This is a genomic window from Limosilactobacillus viscerum (genome assembly GCF_947387525.1).
Taxonomy (GTDB): Bacteria; Bacillota; Bacilli; order Lactobacillales; family Lactobacillaceae; genus Limosilactobacillus; species Limosilactobacillus viscerum.
The window spans coordinates 1-23,270 of the sequence record NZ_CANDNW010000022.1; the positions used below are offsets into that span (position 1 = coordinate 1).

The 23,270-nt window shown below is 44.6% G+C and carries 30 protein-coding genes, 1 tRNA gene and 1 other annotated feature; of the genes, 4 read left to right on the forward strand and 27 right to left on the reverse strand.

Annotated features, from left to right (window positions below):
- Window positions 1-140: 140 nt before the first annotated feature.
- Together rpoZ and gmk are read right to left on the reverse strand one after the other, a co-directional pair.
- The gene (gene rpoZ, locus QOS07_RS06815) at window positions 141-359 is read right to left on the reverse strand and encodes a DNA-directed RNA polymerase subunit omega (protein ID WP_003713351.1); all 219 of its coding nucleotides are present in this window, start codon (window positions 357-359) and stop codon (window positions 141-143) included.
- On the reverse strand, window positions 356-976 hold the full coding sequence (gmk, locus tag QOS07_RS06820) for a guanylate kinase (RefSeq protein WP_283588221.1): 621 nt from the start codon (window positions 974-976) through the stop codon (window positions 356-358). Before gmk ends, rpoZ begins: the two co-directional genes overlap by 4 nt.
- A gap of 154 nt (window positions 977-1,130) precedes the next feature.
- Between gmk and QOS07_RS06825 the strand changes: the two genes are divergently transcribed.
- Window positions 1,131-1,472, forward strand: coding sequence for a hypothetical protein (locus QOS07_RS06825; protein WP_283588222.1), 342 nt, complete (start codon window positions 1,131-1,133; stop codon window positions 1,470-1,472).
- Between the two features lie 88 nt (window positions 1,473-1,560).
- Here the strand turns inward: QOS07_RS06825 and recN are convergent, their stop codons facing one another.
- The 15 genes from recN to QOS07_RS06900 form a co-directional block, all read right to left on the reverse strand.
- Window positions 1,561-3,249 carry a DNA repair protein RecN gene (gene recN, locus QOS07_RS06830; protein ID WP_283588223.1) on the reverse strand — a complete coding sequence of 563 codons (1,689 nt, stop codon included), beginning with the start codon at window positions 3,247-3,249 and terminating at the stop codon, window positions 1,561-1,563.
- A 15-nt stretch (window positions 3,250-3,264) separates the two neighbouring features.
- Window positions 3,265-3,717 carry an arginine repressor gene (locus QOS07_RS06835; RefSeq protein WP_283588224.1) on the reverse strand — a complete coding sequence of 151 codons (453 nt, stop codon included), beginning with the start codon at window positions 3,715-3,717 and terminating at the stop codon, window positions 3,265-3,267.
- A gap of 26 nt (window positions 3,718-3,743) precedes the next feature.
- Entirely contained in the window at window positions 3,744-4,556 is an 813-nt protein-coding gene (locus QOS07_RS06840; RefSeq protein WP_283588225.1) for a TlyA family RNA methyltransferase, read from the reverse strand.
- A gap of 14 nt (window positions 4,557-4,570) precedes the next feature.
- Complete coding sequence (locus QOS07_RS06845) at window positions 4,571-5,446, reverse strand: polyprenyl synthetase family protein (protein WP_283588226.1); 876 nt, start codon at window positions 5,444-5,446, stop codon at window positions 4,571-4,573.
- 19 nt (window positions 5,447-5,465) lie between these two features.
- Window positions 5,466-5,741, reverse strand: coding sequence for an exodeoxyribonuclease VII small subunit (locus tag QOS07_RS06850; protein WP_283588227.1), 276 nt, complete (start codon window positions 5,739-5,741; stop codon window positions 5,466-5,468).
- Entirely contained in the window at window positions 5,731-7,080 is a 1,350-nt protein-coding gene (gene xseA / locus QOS07_RS06855; RefSeq protein ID WP_283588228.1) for an exodeoxyribonuclease VII large subunit, read from the reverse strand. The genes QOS07_RS06850 and xseA overlap by 11 nt, the downstream gene beginning before the upstream one ends.
- Entirely contained in the window at window positions 7,067-7,930 is an 864-nt protein-coding gene (locus QOS07_RS06860; RefSeq protein WP_283588229.1) for a bifunctional 5,10-methylenetetrahydrofolate dehydrogenase/5,10-methenyltetrahydrofolate cyclohydrolase, read from the reverse strand. Before QOS07_RS06860 ends, xseA begins: the two co-directional genes overlap by 14 nt.
- Window positions 7,931-8,040: 110 nt before the next feature.
- Window positions 8,041-8,451 (reverse strand): transcription antitermination factor NusB, encoded by a 411-nt coding sequence (nusB, locus tag QOS07_RS06865; protein WP_283588230.1) that lies wholly within the window; start codon window positions 8,449-8,451, stop codon window positions 8,041-8,043.
- Window positions 8,448-8,891 carry an Asp23/Gls24 family envelope stress response protein gene (locus QOS07_RS06870; protein WP_283588231.1) on the reverse strand — a complete coding sequence of 148 codons (444 nt, stop codon included), beginning with the start codon at window positions 8,889-8,891 and terminating at the stop codon, window positions 8,448-8,450. The genes nusB and QOS07_RS06870 overlap by 4 nt, the downstream gene beginning before the upstream one ends.
- A gap of 113 nt (window positions 8,892-9,004) precedes the next feature.
- Window positions 9,005-9,682 (reverse strand): 2'-5' RNA ligase family protein, encoded by a 678-nt coding sequence (locus QOS07_RS06875; RefSeq protein ID WP_283588232.1) that lies wholly within the window; start codon window positions 9,680-9,682, stop codon window positions 9,005-9,007.
- Window positions 9,683-9,684: 2 nt separating this feature from the next.
- Complete coding sequence (locus tag QOS07_RS06880) at window positions 9,685-10,767, reverse strand: M24 family metallopeptidase (RefSeq protein WP_283588233.1); 1,083 nt, start codon at window positions 10,765-10,767, stop codon at window positions 9,685-9,687.
- 58 nt (window positions 10,768-10,825) lie between these two features.
- Window positions 10,826-11,107, reverse strand: a complete 282-nt coding sequence (gene rpmA, locus QOS07_RS06885; RefSeq protein WP_003664006.1) for a 50S ribosomal protein L27 — start codon at window positions 11,105-11,107, stop codon at window positions 10,826-10,828.
- 25 nt (window positions 11,108-11,132) lie between these two features.
- Entirely contained in the window at window positions 11,133-11,456 is a 324-nt protein-coding gene (locus tag QOS07_RS06890; RefSeq protein ID WP_283588234.1) for a ribosomal-processing cysteine protease Prp, read from the reverse strand.
- Between the two features lie 15 nt (window positions 11,457-11,471).
- Window positions 11,472-11,780, reverse strand: coding sequence for a 50S ribosomal protein L21 (gene rplU, locus QOS07_RS06895; RefSeq protein WP_283588235.1), 309 nt, complete (start codon window positions 11,778-11,780; stop codon window positions 11,472-11,474).
- 13 nt (window positions 11,781-11,793) lie between these two features.
- Window positions 11,794-11,862, reverse strand: a sequence feature (ribosomal protein L21 leader region).
- Between the two features lie 97 nt (window positions 11,863-11,959).
- Window positions 11,960-12,604: a TetR/AcrR family transcriptional regulator gene (locus QOS07_RS06900; RefSeq protein ID WP_283588236.1), complete on the reverse strand. Its 645-nt coding sequence runs from the start codon at window positions 12,602-12,604 to the stop codon at window positions 11,960-11,962.
- 182 nt (window positions 12,605-12,786) lie between these two features.
- Between QOS07_RS06900 and QOS07_RS06905 the strand changes: the two genes are divergently transcribed.
- Window positions 12,787-12,860: transfer RNA gene (locus QOS07_RS06905), tRNA-Arg, on the forward strand.
- Between the two features lie 508 nt (window positions 12,861-13,368).
- Here the strand turns inward: QOS07_RS06905 and QOS07_RS06910 are convergent.
- From QOS07_RS06910 to QOS07_RS06920, 3 genes are read right to left on the reverse strand one after another with little or no spacing between them, the layout of a single operon-like run.
- Complete coding sequence (locus tag QOS07_RS06910; protein WP_283588237.1) at window positions 13,369-13,926, reverse strand: hypothetical protein; 558 nt, start codon at window positions 13,924-13,926, stop codon at window positions 13,369-13,371.
- Entirely contained in the window at window positions 13,901-14,938 is a 1,038-nt protein-coding gene (locus QOS07_RS06915) for a hypothetical protein (protein ID WP_283588251.1), read from the reverse strand. The genes QOS07_RS06910 and QOS07_RS06915 overlap by 26 nt, the downstream gene beginning before the upstream one ends.
- Complete coding sequence (locus QOS07_RS06920; RefSeq protein ID WP_283588238.1) at window positions 14,928-15,821, reverse strand: exonuclease SbcC; 894 nt, start codon at window positions 15,819-15,821, stop codon at window positions 14,928-14,930. The genes QOS07_RS06915 and QOS07_RS06920 overlap by 11 nt, the downstream gene beginning before the upstream one ends.
- A gap of 329 nt (window positions 15,822-16,150) precedes the next feature.
- On the opposite strand from QOS07_RS06920, the gene QOS07_RS06925 reads away from it, so the two are divergent.
- A complete protein-coding gene (locus tag QOS07_RS06925; RefSeq protein WP_267202282.1) occupies window positions 16,151-16,276 on the forward strand; it encodes a hypothetical protein in 126 nt (41 codons plus the stop codon).
- 155 nt (window positions 16,277-16,431) lie between these two features.
- On the opposite strand, the gene gltX is transcribed toward QOS07_RS06925, so the two are convergent.
- From gltX to miaA, 3 genes are all read right to left on the reverse strand, one after another.
- Complete coding sequence (gltX, locus tag QOS07_RS06930; protein ID WP_283588239.1) at window positions 16,432-17,937, reverse strand: glutamate--tRNA ligase; 1,506 nt, start codon at window positions 17,935-17,937, stop codon at window positions 16,432-16,434.
- Between the two features lie 150 nt (window positions 17,938-18,087).
- The gene (glnA, locus tag QOS07_RS06935; RefSeq protein WP_283588240.1) at window positions 18,088-19,431 is read right to left on the reverse strand and encodes a type I glutamate--ammonia ligase; all 1,344 of its coding nucleotides are present in this window, start codon (window positions 19,429-19,431) and stop codon (window positions 18,088-18,090) included.
- Window positions 19,432-19,642: 211 nt separating this feature from the next.
- Window positions 19,643-20,566 carry a tRNA (adenosine(37)-N6)-dimethylallyltransferase MiaA gene (gene miaA, locus QOS07_RS06940; protein WP_283588241.1) on the reverse strand — a complete coding sequence of 308 codons (924 nt, stop codon included), beginning with the start codon at window positions 20,564-20,566 and terminating at the stop codon, window positions 19,643-19,645.
- A gap of 106 nt (window positions 20,567-20,672) precedes the next feature.
- On the opposite strand from miaA, the gene QOS07_RS06945 reads away from it, so the two are divergent.
- Window positions 20,673-20,849, forward strand: a complete 177-nt coding sequence (locus QOS07_RS06945) for a DUF3042 family protein (protein ID WP_283588242.1) — start codon at window positions 20,673-20,675, stop codon at window positions 20,847-20,849.
- A gap of 87 nt (window positions 20,850-20,936) precedes the next feature.
- Here the strand turns inward: QOS07_RS06945 and QOS07_RS06950 are convergent, their stop codons facing one another.
- Genes QOS07_RS06950 through QOS07_RS06965 form a run of 4 tightly spaced genes read right to left on the reverse strand, consistent with a single transcriptional unit; the run spans window position 20,937 to window position 23,269 of the window.
- Complete coding sequence (locus tag QOS07_RS06950) at window positions 20,937-21,350, reverse strand: rhodanese-like domain-containing protein (protein ID WP_283588243.1); 414 nt, start codon at window positions 21,348-21,350, stop codon at window positions 20,937-20,939.
- Window positions 21,351-21,371: 21 nt separating this feature from the next.
- Window positions 21,372-22,334 carry an ROK family glucokinase gene (locus QOS07_RS06955; RefSeq protein ID WP_283588244.1) on the reverse strand — a complete coding sequence of 321 codons (963 nt, stop codon included), beginning with the start codon at window positions 22,332-22,334 and terminating at the stop codon, window positions 21,372-21,374.
- A 31-nt stretch (window positions 22,335-22,365) separates the two neighbouring features.
- Window positions 22,366-22,605, reverse strand: a complete 240-nt coding sequence (locus tag QOS07_RS06960; RefSeq protein ID WP_283588245.1) for a YqgQ family protein — start codon at window positions 22,603-22,605, stop codon at window positions 22,366-22,368.
- A 4-nt stretch (window positions 22,606-22,609) separates the two neighbouring features.
- Window positions 22,610-23,269: a rhomboid family intramembrane serine protease gene (locus QOS07_RS06965; protein ID WP_283588246.1), complete on the reverse strand. Its 660-nt coding sequence runs from the start codon at window positions 23,267-23,269 to the stop codon at window positions 22,610-22,612.
- Window position 23,270 lies beyond the last annotated feature (1 nt).

Consider the following 23,270-nt stretch of genomic DNA (forward strand, 5'->3'; position numbering starts at 1 on the left):
CTTTGGTCGTTAAACATATTCTACCCGCTATGGGTTTATTTTTTTAAATCTGTTGCACTTAGATTGTAAATACTCAATAAAGTAAAATGAGAAAAATTTTAAAATAAAAAAGGGACTTTTTCTCGTCCCTTGCATAATTATTAATCTTGTAGGTCTTCCGTATGGTCTGGATCAATGGTTACCTTGTCGGCCAGAATTTCTTCCAGTGCCTTGCCGACAGACTTACTTGATTCATAGTGTTCAAGTAATGGTGCAGCACCATTATCTAATTCGTGTGCCCGCTTGCTGGCTAACATAACCAGTGAGTAACGAGAATCAATCCGCTTAAGTAATTCATCAACTGATGGGTAAAGAATCATTTTTCTGAATCTCCTAACATTTCAAGATACCGTGGCATTACCCGTGGAACCCGTAGTCGTTCCGTCCGGATAATATCCTTAATTTTTTCAACCGCGCGTGGTACTTCGTCATTAACAACCGCGTAATCATAGTTTTGCATCATTTGGATTTCACCAAATGCTTTATGGATCCGCTTATTAATCACTTCCATACTATCAGTTCCCCGGTGAATTAACCGTTGCTTTAATTCATCCAGGTCCGGTGGCGTCAAGAAAATGAAGACCCCATCCGGTACCTTAGAACGGACCTGCATCGCACCGTTAACTTCAATTTCAAGGAAGACATCCTTCCCTGAATCTAAGGTTTCATTTACATATTTTAATGGGGTGCCGTAATAGTTGTCAACATACTTTGCATATTCCAACATACCACCAGTCTGGATGTGGTGTTCAAATTCTTCCTTTGATACAAAGTAGTAATCAACACCATTGACCTCGCCAGGACGTGGCTTCCGCGTTGTCATTGAAACAGAGTATTGAAAATCATTATCATTTTGATCAAAAATTGCTTTACGAACCGTCCCCTTACCGACACCGGAAGGACCAGAAAGGACAATTAACATTCCACGATTTGCCATCTTGTAACTCCTATCAAATTTTAACGTATTACTACTATAATGCACTACCCAAGCGATAAAATCAACTATTCAGCAGCCATTAAAATTTATGCTTGCAATCCTGAACAGATGTTCGTATACTAATAGTGCAAACAAACGTTCGGAGGGTGACACCATGCAACAGCTAACAACACATTCACTATTAAAGGAAACTCCACAGTTACTTAACCGGGTGATCGGCCAGCTTTTTGACGATGAACCAATTAAAGCAACGACTCATCATGAAGTCACCCTGCTGACTCCTCAGCCAGCAAAGCAGCGCCAGCTATTTATTGATCAGGCGATTAAAAGGTCTTACACGGTGACATTACAGGTGATACCCGCTAGTAAAGAAGGCTTCGCTGAAAATGTGAAGGGTCGCCTTAAGAAGCTAGGATCACAGCGGTACCTATTAGTTAACCAGGACGTTAACTACATCCTGAGCTTCGACCAGATTCGCTATATCGCCCACCTCTAATATAAGAAAAGGCCCAGGGTCTGATATTCTGATATGCTCCCTCTCAGGAGTATTCATCACTATGTCAGTCGCTGGGCCTTTTTCTGTTCTATTTTTGTGGGTGTGCCATTTGCAAAAGTTCTTGTGCGTGCTCAGTTGTTAGCTTGGTAATCTTCTCCCCTGATAACATCCGGGCTAACTCATTTACCCGTTCCTTTTCTGTCAGGCTCTTAACCGTCGTGGTTGTTCGGTCATCATGAACACCTTTTTTAATTAGGAAGTGGTGCTGGGCAACCGCCGCAACTTGTGGCAAGTGAGTGATACAAAGGACCTGCGAATGGGCCGCAATCAGGCGGATTTTATCCGCAATTGCTTGTGCTACCCGTCCACTAACTCCAGTATCAACCTCATCAAAAATAATACTGGTAATCCCTTCATTTGCAGCAAAAATAGTCTTCAGTGCCAGCATTACCCGTGAGAGTTCACCACCAGAGGCAATTTTTGCCAGTGGCCCCATTGATTCCCCAGGATTAGTTTGGATATAGAATTCGACTTCATCAATTCCATCCGGGTTAAACTTGGCCTTCCCAGTTTGCTTCCCAAAGTGAACTTCAAAGTCGGCCTTAGCCATGTACAACTCCGACAACTGTTGGTGAACTTGTTTAGCAAGGCGGTGCGCAGCCTTTTGCCGTACCTGACTTAATTTTTCACCAGTTGCGAGCAAGTCATTTTCCGCCGATGATAACCGCTCTTCAAGGTCACTATTTGAATCAGTCGCCGCCTCCATTGAATCAAGTTCCTTCTTGATCTTTTGGTAGTACGCTAATACCTTGGCAACCGAATCCCCATACTTATGTTCCAGGTCACCAATCAAGGTCAAACGCTGGTCGATTTGGTTTAAGCGCTGGTCATCAAATTCGAGCATGTCGAGCTGTTGCCCGGCTTCGTTTGCCACATCTTGTAACGCGTAATAAGCGTCATTAAGCGACTTGCTTAGTGAATCATATTCATCGTCAAATTCTGCAATTCCATTAATTGCTTCCATCACGGTCGCAACCTGGTCAAGTACTGGTGTGTCACCTTCGTTAAAGGTTGCCACTGCCTGTTGCAGTGCATTATTAATTTGTTGGAAGTGTTCCAGCCGGTCGCGTTCACTAGTCAGCTTTTCTTCCTCATCTTCCTTTAGCTGTGCCTCACCAATTTCGTTGACCTGGTAGCGAAGCATGTCAAGTCGCTGCGCCCACTGCTGCTCATTTGCCTGTTTTTTATCAACCGCCGACTTAAGAGTAGTGTAGTCATGATAAAGTTCCCGGTACTTGGTCAGTAAGGGACGGACCTCCTTATCGGCATATTGGTCAAGCATCCCCAGGTGCTTTTCTGGCTGCAATAATTGCTGGTGGTCATTTTGCCCCTGAATATCAACCAAGTATGCGCCGATTTGCCGAAGCATGGTGGTGTTGATCAGCTGACCATTCACCCGGATCGTGTTCCGCCCGTTGCGGTGAATTTCACGCATGATAATCAGACTATTATCTTCATGGTCAATCCCCAGTGAATCAAGCAATTCCATTAAGTTAGGATCGCTCGTCAAAGAGAATTGTCCCTGCAGGCGGAGCTTCTCTTCACCACGACGAATAAATTCTTGCGAACCACGGCCACCCGCCAGTAGGCCAACAGCATCAATAATGATTGACTTCCCAGCACCAGTTTCCCCGGTTAAAACCGTCATCTGGTCAGAGAATTCCAGGCTCAGGTGCTTGATAATAGCTAAGTTATCAATTGTTAATTCTTGCAGCATTGCACTAAACTCCTCTTATTCAGCAATTTCATTAAAGTATTCAGCGAGGCGGGTTGCTTCGTCAGCAGAAGTGCAAACGACTAGGACATTACTGTCGTCGCCAATCGTGGTAAAGACTCCTCGATCCTTGAGCTTGCGCACCAGGTTGGCTACCACTGGTCCGTTACCCGGGCGAACTTCTAGCGCCAAGAAGCGATCACTTTGCTTTAACTCTACCAAGCTGTCCCGAAGCGAATTCCCTAATTGGTCGGTTTCATCATGCTGGTGGGTAACTGGCAACCCGTAACGGTAACCGCCACCCTCAGCGGGCACTTTAATTAGCTGCATTTCTTTGATATCACGTGAGATCGTTGCCTGCGTTACTTGTAACCCCAGGTCATTGAGCTTTTTCACCAGGTCTTCCTGACGCTCGATGCTCTGTCCGGTAATAATCTCTCGAATCTTTTTTTGGCGATCTGCTTTCTTCATTACAATTCCACCTTTCTTCGGCCCACTTAATTGAGCTCCTGATCAGCATTTGCAATTACTTGGTCAATATCAACCCCCGGATCCATTGTACCTTCCTGGTCACTCAACCGTAAATGAACCAGGAATTCCATATTGCCCTGGCCCCCCTTAATCGGGGAAAAGTCGAGTCCCAGAATATCAAAATGGTCTTCCCGTGCAAAGGCAAGTACCTTCTTAAGCACTTCCTTGTGGACATGGTGGTCCTTAATGATCCCGTGCTTCCCAACGTGTTCCTTGCCGGCTTCAAATTGGGGCTTAATCAACGCTACAACATCCCCACCTGGCTGGAGGATTCCGGCTAATGGTGGCAAGATGAGGTGCAGCGAGATGAAGGAGACATCAATCGACGCAAAGGCTGGTTGACCATGAGTAAAGTCAGCTAACTTGCTATAGCGAAAATTAGTCTGTTCCATTACCACTACCCGCGGGTCTTCGCGGAGCTGCCACACCAGCTGGTTAGTACCAACATCAAGGGCATAACTAAGCTTGGCCCCATTTTGCAACATTACATCCGTAAAGCCACCCGTAGATGAACCAATATCTAGAACAACCTTATCCTTAACGCTGATGTCAAAGACTTTTAACGCCTTGGCCAGTTTTAAGCCACCACGGCTAACATAGGGCATCTTGTGTCCCTTCATGTGCAGGGTAGTAGTTACCGGAATCTTTTGCCCCGGCTTATCCAGACGTTCATTATTTTTTCCAAGAATTTCACCCGCCATTACTGACCGCTTCGCCTGTTCTCGAGAGTCAAAGAGGCCCTGCTTGACGAGTAAAACATCAACACGTTCTTTTTCCATAATTTTAATTATCCTTATAATTTAAAATACGCTAAAAAGTCATCATAGGCAGCAAATGAATTGCCAGTTACCTGGGCAAGTTCTGCTTGGGCTGACCGGGCACCAGCTAGTGCACGGTGTAATTGTTCTTCAGCACCTGCTACCCCAAGCAGTCCGGGGTAGGTATTCTTGTGCTCACCAGCATCCTTGCCCACTTTTTTTCCCATCTGGGCCGTACTACCAACAACATCCATGAGGTCGTCGTAGATTTGAAAAGCCAGGCCATAACTATCGCCGAACTTAGCTAACAACTTCCTTACTTCCGCTGGCTGGTCAGTAATTATCCCACCAGCTAGAACCGCATAGTGGATCAAGGCACCAGTCTTTTGCCGGTGGAGGTAACGTAACTGGTCAAGGTTAAGGTGGTGACCCTCGCCTTCGATGTCACGGGCTTGGCCAGCAACCATTCCAGCTGGTCCCGCCGCCTTGGCAAGTTCAAGTGCCAACTCGGCCTTAGTTCCTGCTGGTAACTGGTTATCGGTCACCCACTGGAAGGCAAGGGTTAACAAGCCGTCACCAGCCAGGGTTGCCATCCCAGCACCAAACTGACGGTGATTGGTTGGCTTCCCACGACGAAGGTCATCATTATCCATTGCGGGAAGATCGTCATGGATTAATGAATAAGTATGGAGAAGTTCTAGCGCGGTCGCCGCACGAACAATATCGTCGTTCAACTGGCCACCAAGAAGTTCAACGGTCGCTAACGTGAGGATTGGCCGGAGACGTTTGCCGCCAGCCATGGTGGAATACACCATTGAAGCTGAAAGGGTACTCTGGTCAATGTCGGCTGCTAAATTAGCCGCAAGGTAGTCCTCCACCCTCTGCTTTAATTTTTCAATTGAATCTACCATTGTTTAACGGACCTTCCACCTAGTCTTCACTGCCGAAGCCGCGGTTGCCACCGCCGTTATTGCTTGGGTCATCGGTTGCCTTTTCATATTCTTTTTCTTCACCGTTGTCATCAATTAGGTGACCAAGTGTTTTTTCGGCACTGGTTAACTTCTTTTGCAGGTCCTTTGACAGTTTGATACCCTCCTGGAACTGTTGGATAGCTTCTTCCAGCGGAACGTTTCCCTGCTCAAGCTGGTTAACAATTCCCTGCAATTTCGTCAGTTGTTCTTCAAAGCTTGGTTCTTTACTTGCCATTATTTTTCTCCTTAATATCCGTAATTGTTACCGCAACATCACCATCGGCAAAGTGCAGGATCATCTGATCCCCGGCAGTGAGCTGGGCTGCCTTATTAACAACCTTGCCATCCTTAGTTACATACGTGTAGCCTCGCTCCATGATCTTTAGTGGATCAAGTGAGTGTAGCTGTTTAACCAACGACTCTGCCGCTTGCCGGGCCTGCTTATCCCTTGCCTGAATAGCATTTTGCAAGCGGGTTGTTAACTGTTCCAGTGCTTCTTGGTCCTGGTTAATCTGCCGCTGCGGCGTATAAGCCAGTAGTTTATTCCGCAACTGGGTAAGCTGATTATTAACATCTGTTAGGCGAACCTGCTGGAGCTGGTTCAGCCGCTGGGTCAGCTGGTCAACCTTTTGGGTATAGTTTTCATACAACCGGGTTGGCTGTTGGAAAATATAGCTCTGCGTAAGCTTAGCCAATTGTTTCTTATCAAAATCAATCTGGGCCTTAATCGTATTGAATAAGCGGTTTTGAAAATCGCGAAGTAACATTAATGTATCATCAAGGCGCTGGGGGGTTGCTAATTCAGCTGCCGCAGTTGGCGTTGCCGCGCGTTGGTCAGCAACTAAATCAGCAATTGTCGTATCGGTTTCGTGTCCGACTGATGAAATAACCGGAATGTGACAATCTGCAATTGCCCGTGCCACAATTTCTTCATTAAACGGCCAGAGGTCCTCAATTGAACCACCACCACGACCAATAATGAGGGTATCAAAGTTTCCCATCTCATCAGCCCGCTTAATTTGGCGGGTAATATCAGCCGCAGCTTTTTCCCCCTGCACAACGGTTGGAAATAGTACTACCTGGGCGATTGGGTAGCGACGGCGGACAGTCGTATTAATATCACGAATCACCGCTCCATTTAAGCTTGTTACCACTGCGATTCGCTTAGGAAAAAGTGGCACCTGCTTTTTGGGTAGTGAGAATAAGCCCTCCGCACTCAGTTTCTTCTTTAGCTGCTCAAAAGCCAAATACAGCGAGCCCAGTCCATCGGGTTCCATCGTATCGATATAAATTTGATAGCGGCCACTGCGTTCATAAAGACTGACATGCCCGGTAACACAGAGCTTCATCCCCTCTTCAGGGGTGAACTTAACCTTACTGAACTTGCTGCGAAACATTACAGCGTCGATCACTGCATGATCATCCTTTAAGCTAAAGTACTGGTGGCCACTCCGTAGGCGGAAATTAGATAATTCACCGGTGAGATAGACCGTTTGTAAGTACGGGTCCCGGTCAAATTTCAGTTTTAAATACTTGGTTAATTGACTAACCGTTAAATATTTATTCCTGTCCATTTCTCCTCCATTCGGCCAGGTCAACGGTTTGTTCCATTAAACTGGCAATTGTCATCGGGCCAACACCACCAGGAACTGGTGTGATCATTTTAGCAACTGGTTCAACAGAATTAAAATCGACATCACCGGTTAATTTGCCTGATGGCAGCCGGTCCATTCCAACATCAATTACCACTGCGCCGGGTTTCACATCGTTCTTGCCAATAAAATGGGCAATCCCAGTCGCAACAATCAAAATATCGGCCTGCCGAGTCAACGTTTTAAGGTTCTTGGTATGCCGCCCAGCCATTGTCACGGTAGCATTGGCATTGTTTAACAACGATAATAAAGGACGACCAACGAGGATGCTCCGGCCGACGATCACGACATTTGCCCCTGCTAATTTGACTTCATAGTGGTCAAACATCCGCATAATTCCCCGTGGGGTGCAGGCAACAGGGTAGTTGCCCGGCTGGTTAGCGTAAAGCTTACCGAGATTTAACGGGTGCAGGCCATCAACATCTTTGTCGGGACGAATTGCATTGGTGATGACAATTCCATCAAGGTGGTCGGGAAGTGGCTCCTGGACAATGATTGCATCAATTGAATCATCTGCATTAAGTTCTTTTATTGTTGCCAGGACGGTTGCCTGTTTGACATCCGTTGGAAAACGATAAAGGTCTGATTTTAACCCCATTTTGACAGCCAACCGGTGCTTATTACGGGTATAGATCTGACTAGCAGGATCATCCCCTACCAAAACAACCGCGATTCCCGGTTTTATTCCCTTCGCGATTAATTTTTCTGCCCGCGCTTTTGTCTCCTGGTTGACCTTCTTTGCCAGCTGCTTTCCATCAATTAAAATTGCCATCGAATTTCCTCCTCAAGTACTACCTATTTTAGCATACCAAAGTAACCACTTTGCAGTAATCCACCTGCTCGCTAAAAGAAAAAAGGGCTGCCCGCGCTAGCCCCTTCTGATTAAAGATTGTGGTCTTTTTCAAACTTCCCAAGTGCACCGTTGATAAATTTACGGGACTTGTCATTGCTAAATGTCTTGGTTAATTCCAGTGCTTCGTTAATTGCAACTGCTGTCGGCACTTCGTCAACATATTGAATTTCGTATAGTGCCAACCGGAGAATAATCAGGTCCGCTTTTGCCAGCCGGTTAATCGTCCAACCACTGGCAAGCAACGAACTGATTTGATTATCTAGTTCTGCTTGGTGGTCGCTAACGCCCGTGACAACTTGCTTAACGTAAGCTGGAATTTGTTTTTCATCATGGTGTGGGATTGATTGGTATACCGTCTCGAGGTCAGCATCAGAATTATTCTGTAAGGCAAAGAGAACCTGGAACGCCTCTTCACGAATTGCGTGGCGAGTTAAACTCATGCTTCTTCATTACCTCCATCATCTTCTGAATCTTCACTAAACAGGTTATCAGGATCCACTTGTTGTTCTTCTTGTGGTGCAACAATCCCCTTCACGTGGACATTGACCTCTGTTACTACCAAGTTGGTCATCAGGGTAACTTGCTGCTTAATCCGCTTTTGAATTTGACTAGCAACCTTTGGTACTGACACACCATATTCAACAAATACGTCCACATCAATCACCAGTTCATCATTGTCATTAACTAGCTTGACACCGCGCCGGTGGTCAGAACGACCCAGCAATTCACTAACGCTGTTAGCAAATGAGCCGTACATCTTTGAGACACCATCTACTTCGCTTGCGGCATAACCAGCAATAATTTCGAGAACACGAGGTGCAATTTGAATTGTCCCCAGTGATTGATCATCATTCAAAATAATCTTTGATTCTTCTGGCATTTCTAACCCTCCATTAATTATTAGGCTAACTAATAATTAGACCGTCAATGACAACTGCCATCTAATATACTTTATCTATTTTGCACTAAATACTAATAAAAATCAACGGGCCATCACTGGCCAAGTGGTAAGGTTGCCCGCTGGTCGATTTGTTGATTATACCAGTCATGAACAACGAGGTCTAGCGAGCGTAACGTAAAAGAGCCAAAAGCCAATTCTTTATTTTCGTTTACTACCCGTAAAAAATTAGCCGGTGCCGAGAATGGCTGGCGAAAACGGGCCACGGTTACGTGTCCCGAGTAAGTTGGGTAACGTTCCTCCACCGTTAATCCAAATTGAGGGAGTTGTTGACGAATCTGCTGACGAAGTTGCTCAAGTTCAGAACTGTAGTACCCCTTTACCATCAATGCCCCGGGACTAACAATCAGCCCTTTTAGTTGGAAATGAATTTCGGGTGTCGTCCCGATTATTTTTCCTAAGACCTGCCGGTACCGCTCAAAGTCTTGACGGTCTAAGTGAAAGTCACTTTTCCCCGCCAACAGGTCAATTACCGTTATATGCATATTCTTACCAGGGTAATAGTATTGACCAGGTGCAGTCGCCGCTACCTCTTGCAAGCAGAACCCAATATTGCGACCCACATGTACGGGAAGGTGTGCCAGTAATGTTAATCCCCGCCGCCCGTCTATTACTCCCGGTTGGAGGTAGTTGTCGATTTCCGCTTGGCCATTTAACAGTGCTGCCCGTCCGCGACGGTTAATTGATGTATAAAGGTCACTCAACTGGTCCATGACTAGTCCTCCACAATAATTAATTCCGTTGGTGCTGTTGTTAATACCTGCGGACCACCATGTGTTACCACCACATCGTCTTCAATCCGGACTCCACCAATTTCTGGAATATAAATTCCTGGTTCTACCGTCAGTACTTCATTGTTAACCAGTTTCACATCATGAGTACCCGGCCCGTAGCTAGCAGGTAATTCGTGAACACCCAGTCCAATCCCATGGCCCATTCCGTGGTTAAATTCATCACCATAACCGGCTTCCTCAATTAAGGACCGGCCATATTGGTCAAGCTGGTCACCGTGAATTCCAACCCGGAAATGGTCAATAACTGCCTGCCGGGCCGTATTGACGATTTGGTAAACATCACGTAATTCCGGATCAACGGAACCAACACCAAATGTCCTGGTCATATCGGCAGTATAGCCATCAACGAAGTACCCAAAGTCAAGGGTGACAATATCACCATCTTCAACCAATTTTTTGCTAGCGGTCGCATGGGGTTTGGCCGAGTTTTCTCCACTTGCAACAATCGTTGGGAATGAGGCCCGCGAAGCCCCGTGTTCTTTCATCCAAAAGTCAAGCAGGTTGACCAGGTGGCGTTCGCTGATTCCGGGTCTTACCTCTGATAATAGGTAGTTAAAGCCAGCAGTATGCAATTCAGCTGCCCGTTGTAGTTTTGCCAGCTCACCACTGTCCTTTACCATCCGCATCTTTTCAATAAGGTGGTCAAACGGGACCAGATCAGCAGTCATGGTCTCATCAAGCAGGTCGAATAAACGATAAGGTAGTGTACTCTCGTAGCCTAGTACTGTCACCTGCAGTCCCTGGCAAAGTCGATTAAGGTCACCATAGTAATCTTGACTAATCGTGGCCACAACTTCGTCACTATCAAACTCACGCAGCGCTAATGCGTAACGTGCATCGGTAACAATAATCGCCCGGTCAGCAGTAATCAACAGGAAGCCGTCACCTTGCATCAGGTTAAAACCCGTTAGGTAATAAATGTTGGTTTGGTCGGTAACCATTAAGGCATCGATATAAAGTTTTGCAAGCCGTTGTTGAACTTTCTTAATTCGACTTGTCATCATTTTCCTCCTAGATACAAAAAAAGGAGCCATGACATCGCTGTCACAGCCCTTTTATTATTTATTCAGCAACTGGGTAAACTGATACCTTACGCTTGCTGCGGCCCATGCGTTCAAACTTAACAACACCGGCTACCTTAGCGTACAAGGTGTCATCGCCACCACGGCCCACGTTTTCACCTGGGTTAATGTGCGTACCACGTTGACGGTAGATGATTGAGCCAGCAGTAACAATGGAACCATCAGCAGCCTTAGTACCAAGACGACGACCAGCTGAGTTCCGACCGTTAGCAGTGGAACCACCCCCCTTGTGGTGGGAGAAGAATTGTAAATCCATAATCATAGTTGTTCACCTCCAGCAATGAACTTTAGTTTAACATTTTTACTTCAATGTTATCTGGATAACTCTCCTGAATGTCAACTAGGCCATTCATCAGAGTATTCAGGAGAAGCTGACTATCGTGGTCAACCCCTAATTTGGTAACCTTTAAAAGGCCACCATTTTGATTATCGCTCTCAACCACTGGCTTGACATGAACAACATGTTCAAGTCCATTAACAGTGGAAATTGCCAATGCCGAAACAGCTGCACAAACAATATCTTGCCCGTACGGACCTGCATCAGCATGACCGGTAATCGTAAATTTGGTGATTCGCTGATTCGAATCTAACGTAAAGTGTGCCCGAATCATTGTCTCACCTCCGCATTAAGCGTTGATCTTGTCAATCGTAACCTTAGTGTATGGTTGACGGTGACCTTGCTTAGTGTGGGTGTGCTTCTTAGGCTTGTACTTGAAGGTAACAACCTTCTTTTCCTTGCCTTGCTTTTCAACAGTACCTTCGACAGCAGCACCATCAACAAATGGCGTACCGATCTTGGTATCATCACCACTAACTAAGATAACCTTATCAAAAGTTACCTTGTCACCTTGCTTAGCGTCAAGCTTTTCAACGAAGATAGACTTACCTTCTTCAACCTTGTATTGCTTGCCGCCAGTAACGATAATTGCGTACATATTGTGCACCTCCTTAATATCTAAGACTCGCCGAATCAAGCAGCAGTGCTTTGAACTTGATAGCGTGCGGTTGTAGTTGTTGGTTCACAAATACAACGTTAGTATGATAGCAAATTTACTTCACTTCGTCAACCATAAAAAAAGGGTGCTGCCAAAAAATGGCAACCACACCCTGCAGGTTAAACATTATCTAAGGCTGAACTTTCACTGCCGACGAAAAAGTTAGCAATAGGCACGTTCTCACTGCTAAATTGATTAAACATCTTCTCAACGTTTTGGGTCATATAACGAGCAGTATAAATCAATCCGTCCTTTAACCAGTGGCGGATTACGCCAAGAAACGCTGAATCAATAAAGGAAATTTGCAATTGAAGAGGAACTGAAAGCTGCTTCTGACTATCATTCACAGTATTATAGTAATCGGTTAAACAGTTCGCCAAACGATCATACATCTGTTCATAGAAGAAATCAGTCTTTTCGCTATTTAAGAGGACATCAAAAATATCGGCATTATTTTCGATGTAGCGAAAAGCTTTGCTTACGGAAAATACCTGCACCGTTCGCTTCGTCGACAAACTAAAGTCATCACTATCTACCATTACTTCATTAAAGAAGTCATCGAGGATTTCTTTAATCGCTGACTTAATGAAATCATGCTTGTCTTTGTAATGGAGATAGAAAGTTCCGCGGGTGATGCTGGCAGTTTCCGTAATCTTTTGGACGCTAATATCCTCAATTTTTTCGCGCCGCATTAGATAAACAAGCGCCTTGCGTAGACTATTCCTAGTTTTAACTACGCGCGGGTCTATTTTGTTAACAGCCATAAACCATCATCCTTTCATCTAGCTTCGGCTCTTCCCCCTTCCATACTTCTACAATTTAAAGTATAGTTTCTCACAATAACCTTTGTCAAACATTCACGAGCTTTTCTTCGATAAAATTTTTTATATGAGATCGTCAGATATTGACAAAGAAAGATAGTAAATTATATACTGGGTTCTGTGTTGGGGCGGTAGCTCAACTGGATAGAGCATCGGTCTTCTAAACCGAGGGTTGAGGGTTCAAGTCCCTCCCGTCTCATTAAAAGCACAAGTTGGTGGAAAGCAGTAGTCGGCGGTGACTTCTGTTTTCCACCTTTTTTATCTAATCTACTATTGAGTTATCCACAAATTGCATTTATCATTCTATAATTATTTCTTATGATTATTAATTAAAGTTAAAGAATTTGGCAAGTTTGATCAAAAGTCGTGAAAAACACCAGTTGCTATATTAAACTTCAATTAGAGATTAGCTCTGAGGTGATTTATTATGTTACCGTTCATTATTATTGTTCTAATTCTCGCTGGCTCATTGGTGGGTCAGATTGTTTTCGGCAACCAAACAAATCAATCTGCCGGCAAACATAGTGCTAAACGAAAGGCTTAATTTTCGTTTTCTTAAAATAAAGGGACTAAGAAGAAAAACTTTTCTTCCTAGTCCCTTTGTTTAGTTCCGAATATTACAGAGATATCGCTGGCCATGCCAGATAAACCAACTGCGTGTTACAGGTCCTAACTGGGTTGTGGTATAGCTTCTTTATTTATATAAGTTAATCCTCGTCAGCGTATTCTTTCATCGCGCTCTTGACCATGTCCTGGTAAGCACTGGTAATTTCTGCCGGTTTAATTTCAAAGTCAACCAGCCCAAGCTTAAGGAATAAGTGCCAAGCATGGCGGAAATCCTCGTGCCGCCGACTAAAGAATGCCCCGTTTAAGAAATTCTTTATTGCTAAGTACTCTTGATTTAAGTCAGCTAACTTATCCTTCTTCTCCGCATTGGTAATCCGTTCCCATTGTTCATCGCTTAAGACAACCAAGTGGGTTAACTGCCGTTTAGCACTGAACAGTAAAAACAATGCTAAAGCTTCCGTATAGGTTTGCACTAATTGCGAATGCTCAACTGGCTTGGCCTGCTTTAATACATCAAGCCACCCGGCATTACGGGCAAACTCACTTAACTTTAGGTCTAGTTGGGCATAAATTGTTTGCTGCCGTGCTACGGGACCAATCATTAATTCCTGGGCATCGTCAATTGCCAATTCTAAGTCAATTACTGAATGAAGTAGCTCCGTAATGTCTAGACTACTTTGCTTCGTCATTATCTTCATCACCGTCTTCCTGATTTGGCGTAAATACCTCCGTTGGTTGCTCGTATTCCTGTTCTGAAATCTCGTCACCAGCTGCAGTGTCTTCTTCATTTCCGGCCAGCACAAATTTGTCTGACCGCACCGCTAATTCTCCGCGGTTATCAAGGTACCACTTCCGAATTAGGTGGTAGTGAAGCAGGGTATCAAAGAATGATACCCGGGAACTAGGATCCTTAACCGCAAAGAACCATTGCTGACTATAATCATCCGGGTCAAAAGCGATGTCCAACTTAATCCCCTGGTCCAGTACTAATTCAGCACCATTGTTGTGTGGCAGGTTCATTAACATATAGTCATTTTCCGCCGTGGCCACGAACAAGCGGTCAATAACCGTTAAGTCTAATTCAGGACGAGCCAGCTTGAAGTGTTCACCATTATCGGTATTAAGGATCCCCAGGTTAATGGTGAAGTCCAGGTCATCCTGCAATTCTTCAGCAAAAGCAATTAATGGTTTTACCGCATCACGTAATTCCAAATCGGTATGTTTTTGGAGGGCGTGAACGATGAAGTAGTTGACCAAAGCCTCGTTATTAAACTGGAAGAAGCGGTTAGTTAAGTCAAGGTAAAACAGTGGTTCCTGCTCCCCCTGTTCCGTGAAGGCCGCTTCACTACCATCAACGGTAAATTTAAACGAATCACTATCGGCAATGGGTTCAATTCGAGCAATAAATTCATGGCGGGCGTTTTCGGAAATTTGAACCGCATCAATTCCATGCTTTTCGAGTAAGCGTCCCATGAAAATAAGGTAATAGTCGGCTGCTTGGTAATGCTGCGGAAAATCGATAAAAGCATTATGCAGGTCAAGCTTTACCAACTCGTTCGTCGCAAGGAGCATTTCACGCGCATCATCGGTTTCAGCCAACTGGTCTAGCAATTTAACGTAACGTTGACCAGTCTTTAATACGTCCTTAAAGGAATCTGACAGTGCACTTAACCGTTCACTTGGTGAGCTAATCATCTTATTATTGTTCATCATCGCTCACCTGCTTTTCTTCAGTATTCTTGCCTTCTAAGCTAGCCAGGTAGTTAGCATACAGGTTGCGGTTAGCAAGTTCAAAGTCTTCAAAGCTACCGAAAACATCTGTAATACTCTTCTGTTCATAACTTAAAATTGTATTTTCCTTGGAAAGCGCAAGTACTAACTTTTCGTTTTCCCGGATCGTCTTATTAGCAGTCCGCGCTTCCTGTTCTTCATCTTCAAGCTTTTGCAGTTGGTCAACTAATTCCTGACGGTTTTCCTTGTTCTTGCTTGATTCAAAGATACCTGACCGGGAGTTAATCTCTTCGAGCTGATCTTCAACTTGTTGGCGCTTCTTTTCACGTGCCTCCTGATGGTCAATCAAGTCCTGGAGGTGGTCATTTTGACTAGAAATTTTTTCAATCTGGTCACTGTTGTACCGCTTGTTCTTCCGTGCTAATTCAAACGACTGCCGCAACTTATTGTATTCATCCTGGTCAAATGAAAAACGGACATTTAAAACATCAAGCTCACCGAATTCACGGCGGTCCCACCAGTTACCAAAATAGATCCGGTAATGACCCGTTTGGTACTCTCCATAATAAAAGAATGGGTAGGCTTGCCCCAAATACTTAATTAGCTTAACGCTTAAGTAATTACTCAACTGGTCAGCCAGGTCATCAACCAGGCTCATTACTCCCTGGTCATTTGGCTGTTGTTCACGATGTTCAATTTCCTTTGCGTACCGTCGATTGTCCAATAATTGATAGATTTTACGGTCCTGGTGTGCCTCAACCGCCTGGTTAAGTTCTTGCAGGTACTTAATCTTGGTTGACACCTGCCGCTCAATCAGGCTGCTGATATCAACTGCTTTATTTTCGTGTTCTTCATTCGCCATAAACACTAACTCCTTGTCTACATAACTAATTAAATAGTAGCTGAAATTATGTTGAAACGGTTAGTTTGCCGTTATTTTTGTCAAAAACTTTATAATTACTTAATTATCACCATACTAAAACTATTTTTACACATTTCGCCCTTTTTGCAATAGCTCTTTTATAATTGCTTAACAAGTAACAATTAGTAAACGTTAGTGACCCAACCGTTAAGAATTTTCAACGAAACTCGTCGCTATTTGATTTTCAAACTGACTGATCCTATAATTATTTTAACAGGTGTTTTACCTGTTACTGTTATGGAGCGTTTCGAAAAGAGGCGAAGTTAACTATGGCATTAAGTAAGCAAGAACGTAAGGAAATGGCTCGTAAGGCCATGGAAAAGCGTGGGAGCAAGAAGCCTGATGGCTCTGGTTTCGCAAAGCTTGACGAAGAAGCCAAGAAACTGAGCGACTAAGCTTTTTGAAGCAATCCAATCTTTAAAGCGACCTATCTTTAGGTCGCTTTTCTCATTTTAAACTAAAAAGATGGGCCACCATTTGGGGTTGCCCATCTTTTATTAAATATGGTAGGAGAGCAGAACTCACTTACCATGAAGCCCTGTGACTCGCCTTATTTTTGTAATGCTTCAATCATCCGATCAAGCAGCTTAATATCCGTATCCTTAGAGTAGATATCCATAATCTCGTAGATTTGCGGAGCAGAAGTTGAACCAGTAAAGGCCAGGTTTAATGGGAAGTACAGGTTACGTCCCTTAACACCAGTTTCCTTGCCGACTTCCTTGATCGCTTGGCTGTAATCAAGATCATCACCGCCGTTAACCAGCTTGTCCTTCAAGCTCTTCAAGACGGCTAAAGTATCATTGTTGTCAAAGTCATCGTTGTCAGCAAGTAAGTCATAATTGAAGTGTTGGTCAAGAACCGTGTAGTATTCCCAAGCGTATTCAATTACTTCAAGTAGCTTGTTAACATCACGCTGGTGTACGTGGATGGTCTTCTTCAAGATGTCTAGGCATTGGTCTTCTGGAATGCTTTGGAGGCGCTTTGCTTCTTCAGTTTCGCCTTCCTTAACCAATCCCATCGTCCGCTTAGCTAATTCATCCACATCCATCTTCTTGATGTATTGAGCATTCATCCAGTCCAGCTTCTTTTGGTCAAAGTATGCTGGTGCCTTGGACATCCGGTTAGGATCGTAAACCTTAATCAATTCATCCTTGGAGTAGATTTCCCGTTCGCCAACTGGTGACCAACCCAAGAAGGCAATAAAGTTAAAGATGGCTTCTGGAAGGTAACCATGCTTCTTGTATTCGTTAATGAATTGCAGGGTATCCTTGTCACGCTTACTTAACTTCTTTCGGGTCTTTGGGTTAAAGATCAATGGAATGTGGCAGAAGACTGGGTGTTCCCAACCGAGTGCTTCATAAATAGCCATTTGCTTTGGCGTGTTAGAAATGTGGTCAGCACCACGAAGGACGTGGGTGATTTCCATTGAGTGGTCATCAACAACAACGGCGAAGTTGTAAGTTGGCATCCCATCACTCTTTTCAATGATGAAGTCACCACCAAGGTTGTCAGAGTTAAATGAAACGTGGCCCCGGGCAATATCATCCCATTCGTATTCGTGATCCTTTGGGAAGTGGAAACGAATTGTTGGCTTTAATCCCTTTGCTTCAGCAGCCTTTTGTTCTTCTTCGCTCTTACCGTACCACCGGCCATCGTAGTGAGGAGCTTCGCCATTAGCGCGTTGACGTTCACGCATTTCTTGAAGTTCTTCTTCCGTCGTGTAGTCCTTGTAAGCAACACCCTTGTCCAGTAATTCTTGAATGTACTTGTGGTAAATACCCTTTTCATTCCGTTCACTTTGCCGGTAAGGTGCGTACTTTGGATTTGGCTTGTTAGGACCTTCGTCCCAGTCAATTCCTAACCAGTGCAGGTTTTCCCGCTGGCTGTCTTCACCGGACTTAACGTTCCGCTTAGTATCAGTATCTTCAATCCGCAATACCATCGTTCCGTTAAAGTGGCGTGCGAATAAGTAGTTAAACAGTGCTGATTGAGCATTCCCAATATGTAAGAAACCGGTTGGACTTGGTGCATACCGAACTCTGACCTTTTGATCCATTATTACGATTCTCCTTTAGTAACTAGTTAGCGACCAACGCCGCTAGTGCAACAAATACAATTTTATCTGAATGTAGCAATTTGTCAATGCAAGCAGGCCGATTAACCTTAACACATCAAAAAAGGCCGGAATACCCCGACCTTGCTTTGACTAATATTCTTCCATGTACCGCTTGCGTTCCCAGTCAGAAACGTGTTGACGGTAGGAATCATACTCACGCGTCTTAGCTTCCATGAAGCTGTGGTAGATATGTTCACCCATTGAGCCCTTAACAACATCATCAGCAGCTAATGACTTCAGAGCATTGTGAAGGGTATCTGGTAAGTTGCGAATATCTTTTTTATCCCGCTCTTCGGCAGTCATCTTGTAGATGTTCTCATCAACTTCGTGAATTGGTGGCAATTCATTGCGCAAGCCATCCAATCCGGCTTCTAAGACCGCCGCAATTGCTAAGTAGGGGTTAGCGGATGGGTCAGCAGAACGCAATTCAACCCGGGTACCCATCCCCCGGTCGCTTGGGATCCGGATCAGTGGTGACCGGTTGGAAGTAGACCAAGCCACATAAACAGGTGCTTCATAGCCTGGTACCAACCGCTTGTAGGAGTTGATAATTGGGTTGCAAATTGCCGTATAACTACGAGCGTGCTTCATTAACCCACCGATAAAGTGGTAGGCAGTTTGGGAAAGCTTCTTTTCATCATTTTCATCAAAGAAGGCGTTATTACCATCCTTGTCAAACAGGGACATGTTAAGGTGCATCCCAGAACCATTAATACCAGACAATGGCTTTGGCATGAAAGTAGCGTGAAGGCCGAACTTCTTTGCAATCGTCTTCACGATAAATTTAAAGGTTTGGATATTATCAGCAGCCTCAAGTGCGTCAGAGTACTTGAAATCAACTTCATGTTGGCCCGGAGCAACTTCGTGGTGGGCAGCTTCAACATCAAAGCCCATCTTTTCCAGGGCAATTACAATTTCGCGACGGCAATCTTCACCGCGGTCAGCTGGCTCCATGTCAAAGTAGTTTTCTTGGTCATTGACGGTTTGAGTTGGGTTACCTTGTTCGTCAGTCTTGAAGAGGAAGAATTCTGGTTCTGGACCGATGTTAAAGTCCTTAAAGCCCATCTCTTGCATATCCTTCAGAACCCGCTTGAGGTTATTACGAGGGTCACCAGCAAATGGCTTACCGTCAACCATGTGAACACTGCAGATTACCCGGGCAACCTTACCATGCTCAGCGCCCCATGGGAAGACTAACCAGGTAGCCATGTCGGGGTAAAGGTACATATCACTCTCTTCAATCCGGACGAAACCATCAATTGAAGAACCGTCAAACATAATCTTGTTATCCATTAACTTGTCAAGTTGGCTGACTGGCAGGTCAACACTCTTGATCGTTCCCAGCATATCAGTGAACATTACCCGTAAAAAGCGGATGTTTTCATCCTTGACCATTTTACGAACTTCTTCTTTTGTCAGTTCTCGCTTTGCCATAATATCCATTCCCTTTCACAAAAACACATGCCAGTAATTAACAATGTAAAGTTAGGTAAAAGCATTAACTTATAGACCAATTGCTGTTCTGGTCCTAATCATTCTCTGCAATTCCCTACTTAATACGGTTTCTAGGATAACAACCACGGCTTACCAAGTCAATTTAATTGGTGAACTTTTAGGCAATCATAATCAAATATGTTCGCCTACTTTATTTTGTTAACCAAGTATCCACCTGCGACTTAATATCCTGAATGCTGTCCTGCCCACTGACCAGGTCAAACCAGTGAACATCCATCTTATTACGGAACCAGGTTAATTGGCGCTTAGCATAGTGGCGCGAATCCTGCTTAATTTTGGCAACCGCATCAGCCAGACTACACTGACCAGCAAAGTAAGGGAAAAGTTCATGGTAGCCAATCCCCTTGCCAGCTGGTGAATTAGCGCCGTCGTTATCGTACAACCACCGCGCCTCATCAAGTAAGCCACCCGCAACCATCTGGTCGACCCGGGCGTTAATTCGTTGGTAAAGAACCTGCCGATCCGTATTTAGACCAATCAAGAAAAAGTCATTATTGCTGCTTTCTTGTGGCTGCGCGGAAAAAAGCTGGCCAGTCTTTTGAACCACTTCGATCGCCCGAATAATCCGCCGACGGTTATTAACCGGTATTTTTTGACTTGCGGCTGGATCAATTTGCGCTAGGTGGTCCCAAATAAATTGGTTTCCCTTTTCTTCTGCTACCTGGTTCCAATGGGCCCTAATCCGTACCGATTCTTCGTCAAAGTGATCCCGGCCCAGCGAGAGGTTGTTGGTTAACGTTTGAAGGTAAAAACCGGTTCCTCCAGCAATGATTGGCAGCCGTCCCCGTGCTGAAATATCATTAATCCAGTAACCGGCCTCCTGCTTAAACCGCGCCGCAGAATAGCGCTCATTAATATCGCAAATATCAATCAGGTGGTGTGGGACCCCTGCCATTTCTGCCGTTGTTACTTTCGCCGTTCCAATATCTAGGTGGCGGTATACCTGCATTGAATCGCCAGAAATTATTTCACCATTCTCAGCCTGGGCCAACTTAACTGAGAGCGCCGTCTTACCGACTGCTGTTGGTCCAACAATTGCAATAACTTTATTCATGATTAACTTCCTTATAAACTCAATAAATTTCTCCTAAATGGCTGGTAATAAACAGACAATTCGCTCATAATAGAGGTAAGCTATTTAACAAAAGGAGGAACACCTGATGAAGCAATTAACAAAGGGGTTCTTAATTGGAACCGCCTCAACCTTAGCTGCGATCGTTAGTGGCGCGGTTGCCTTCCATAAAACCGTTATTAAGCCAGTTGAAGAAGAGGAAATCAAGTTTGATGAGAACCGTCGCGCTGCTACGCGGAAGAATCGTTCTGCTCACCAACTTTAATTTTCTACCTAATTATATAAAAAAGTGAAGCAGGAACAAAGTCGTTCCTGCTTCACTTTTTTTATTTAATTGCACAGTACCAAGGGATTAATACTTTGCCTTCTTAGTCTTACCGTCCCATTCACGGTAACCATTGCGAAGAATATAAAGCTCCTTGTAGCCATGCTTACCAAGAAATGCCGCTGCCTGAGTGCTAAGCGTCATTGATTCATCATACATGTAAACCGGTAAGTCATTCCGCAATTCACCGTATTGTTGACGGAGGTAGATGTAAGGAAGGTTCCGCGCACCAAGAATGTGGCCCGCATTAAATTCCTTTTCTTGACGAAGGTCAATGACCTGCGCCTTCCGCATCCCCTTTTGGAAGTCTTCCTGGTCTAAAACAGTGGCGTAGTGGTTCCGGCGCCAATTGTTGTAGCCCCAGCTGATCAACCAGATAAGGATCAGTGCAATAATAACTAGGTTAACGGTCAGTAACCCTTTACTAATTCCAAGTATCAATATTCTTGCTCCTCACTTTGACTATTCAAATTGACGGGCTAATGAAGCAGCACCAATCACACCAGCGTCATTACCTAATTGGGCTAATTTCAGTTTAGTAGAAGTCCGCACTGTTGGGAAGGCAAACTTTTCAAAGTTCTTTTGTACCCGTTCCAATAAGAAGTCACCAGCAGCAGAAACCCCACCACCGATAACAAGGTATTCTGGGTTCAAGGCGTTTGAAAGGTTAGCACATGCCAGACCAAGGTAGAAGGCCATTTCATCAACAACCTTGTTTGCCAGGTAATCATTTTCCTTTGCCAGGTCGAAGACAATCTTTGAAGTGATTTCATCACCATTGTCGATCATTGCCTTTAAGCGACTGTTACCCTCGTATTCTTCTGCCTTATCCTGGGCAATGTGAACAACCCCGGTTGCAGAAGCATATTGTTCCAAGCAACCGTGGTTACCACAAGTACATAGGTAACCACCCGGCTTAACGATCATGTGACCAACTTCACCACCGGCACCAACAACACCGTGGACCAGCTTGCCATTGGAGATCAGTCCACCACCAACACCGGTACCAAGGGTAATGAAGGCAACATCGTCACCTTCGTTACCGGCACCCTTCCAGCGTTCACCAAGGCCGGCAACGTTGGCATCATTGTCCAGGGCGAACTTCATTCCAGTTCCCTTTTCAATTTGTTCCTTAACGTGCTGGGTAGTCTTCCAGTTTAAGTTAAAGGCGCCAACAACCGTTCCCTTATCCCGGTCAATTGTCCCGGGGGTACCCATTCCGATTCCGACGAATTGGTCTGGTGTCATCTTGTAAAGGTCCAAGTGGTGATTAATTGAGTTGATAATGTCAGGGACAATATGTGAACCCTCATCCAAAATGTTGGTCCGGATAGACCACTTTTGTTGAATTTCACCATTTTCGGTAAGAATTGCAAACTTAATGGTAGTACCACCAAGATCCACACCAAATAACTTCTTTGCCATTATAACTTCCTCCTGTAATGAAAATTAGATTTTAGTATAAACGGCCACTTTCTTCACGCCGCTTTTCTTCACGATGTTCTTTTCGTAAAACAATTTTGGCCTTCATGTAAGTCTCACGGTCAACCACGCCTGACTGATATAGGTTATCCAATTCGATTGCCATGAGCTCAATATCATACAACCGTTTGCCCACATACACAAAGACATCAAATTGCTTTAATAATTGCTGGACATCATATAATGTCCGGTACTTTCGTGGTAAATTTGCCATCTCATCAGCTCACTTTTAAGAATAACGCTACCACACCGCAAACAAACACAAGTGCTGCAATAACTCGTTCAGTAATGTTTACCCGGCCGAGCCGCGGTGCGCCAACCGCATAGGCCATCAAGAATCCGCCGACCAAGCCACCAATGTGACCAGCCAGGTCAATTCCCGGCACCATTAAATCAGTTGCAATGTTAAGGACAACTAAGATCAAGAATTGGCGACTAAGGACCCGGATTGCCTGATTATCACGAAAGGACATCCCCAACATGATAAAGGCACCGAACAGACCAAAGATTGCGGTACTAGCACCCGCCGACAAGCCGTTTGGCAAGCAATACGCACTCAACAAGTTTCCGGCGAAGGCACTTGCAAAGTAGATCACTAGCATCCGCCAGTGGCCAAACAGCTGCTCAATGTATATCCCGATAAAGTACAAAGTAATACTATTGATCAGGATATGGGCTAAACCAATGTGGACAAAAACGGGCGTGATTAACCGCCACCATTCGCCAGCATGGACCAGGGATGCTTGCAACGCACCAAAGCGGAGCAAAACTAACGAGTTTGTTGAACCGCCGGCAAGGGTCATCAGGATAAAAACAATTACCTGAATACCAATTAAGGTAACCGTTACCGGGTTGTTTTTCCAAGAATCAGCCCGCATT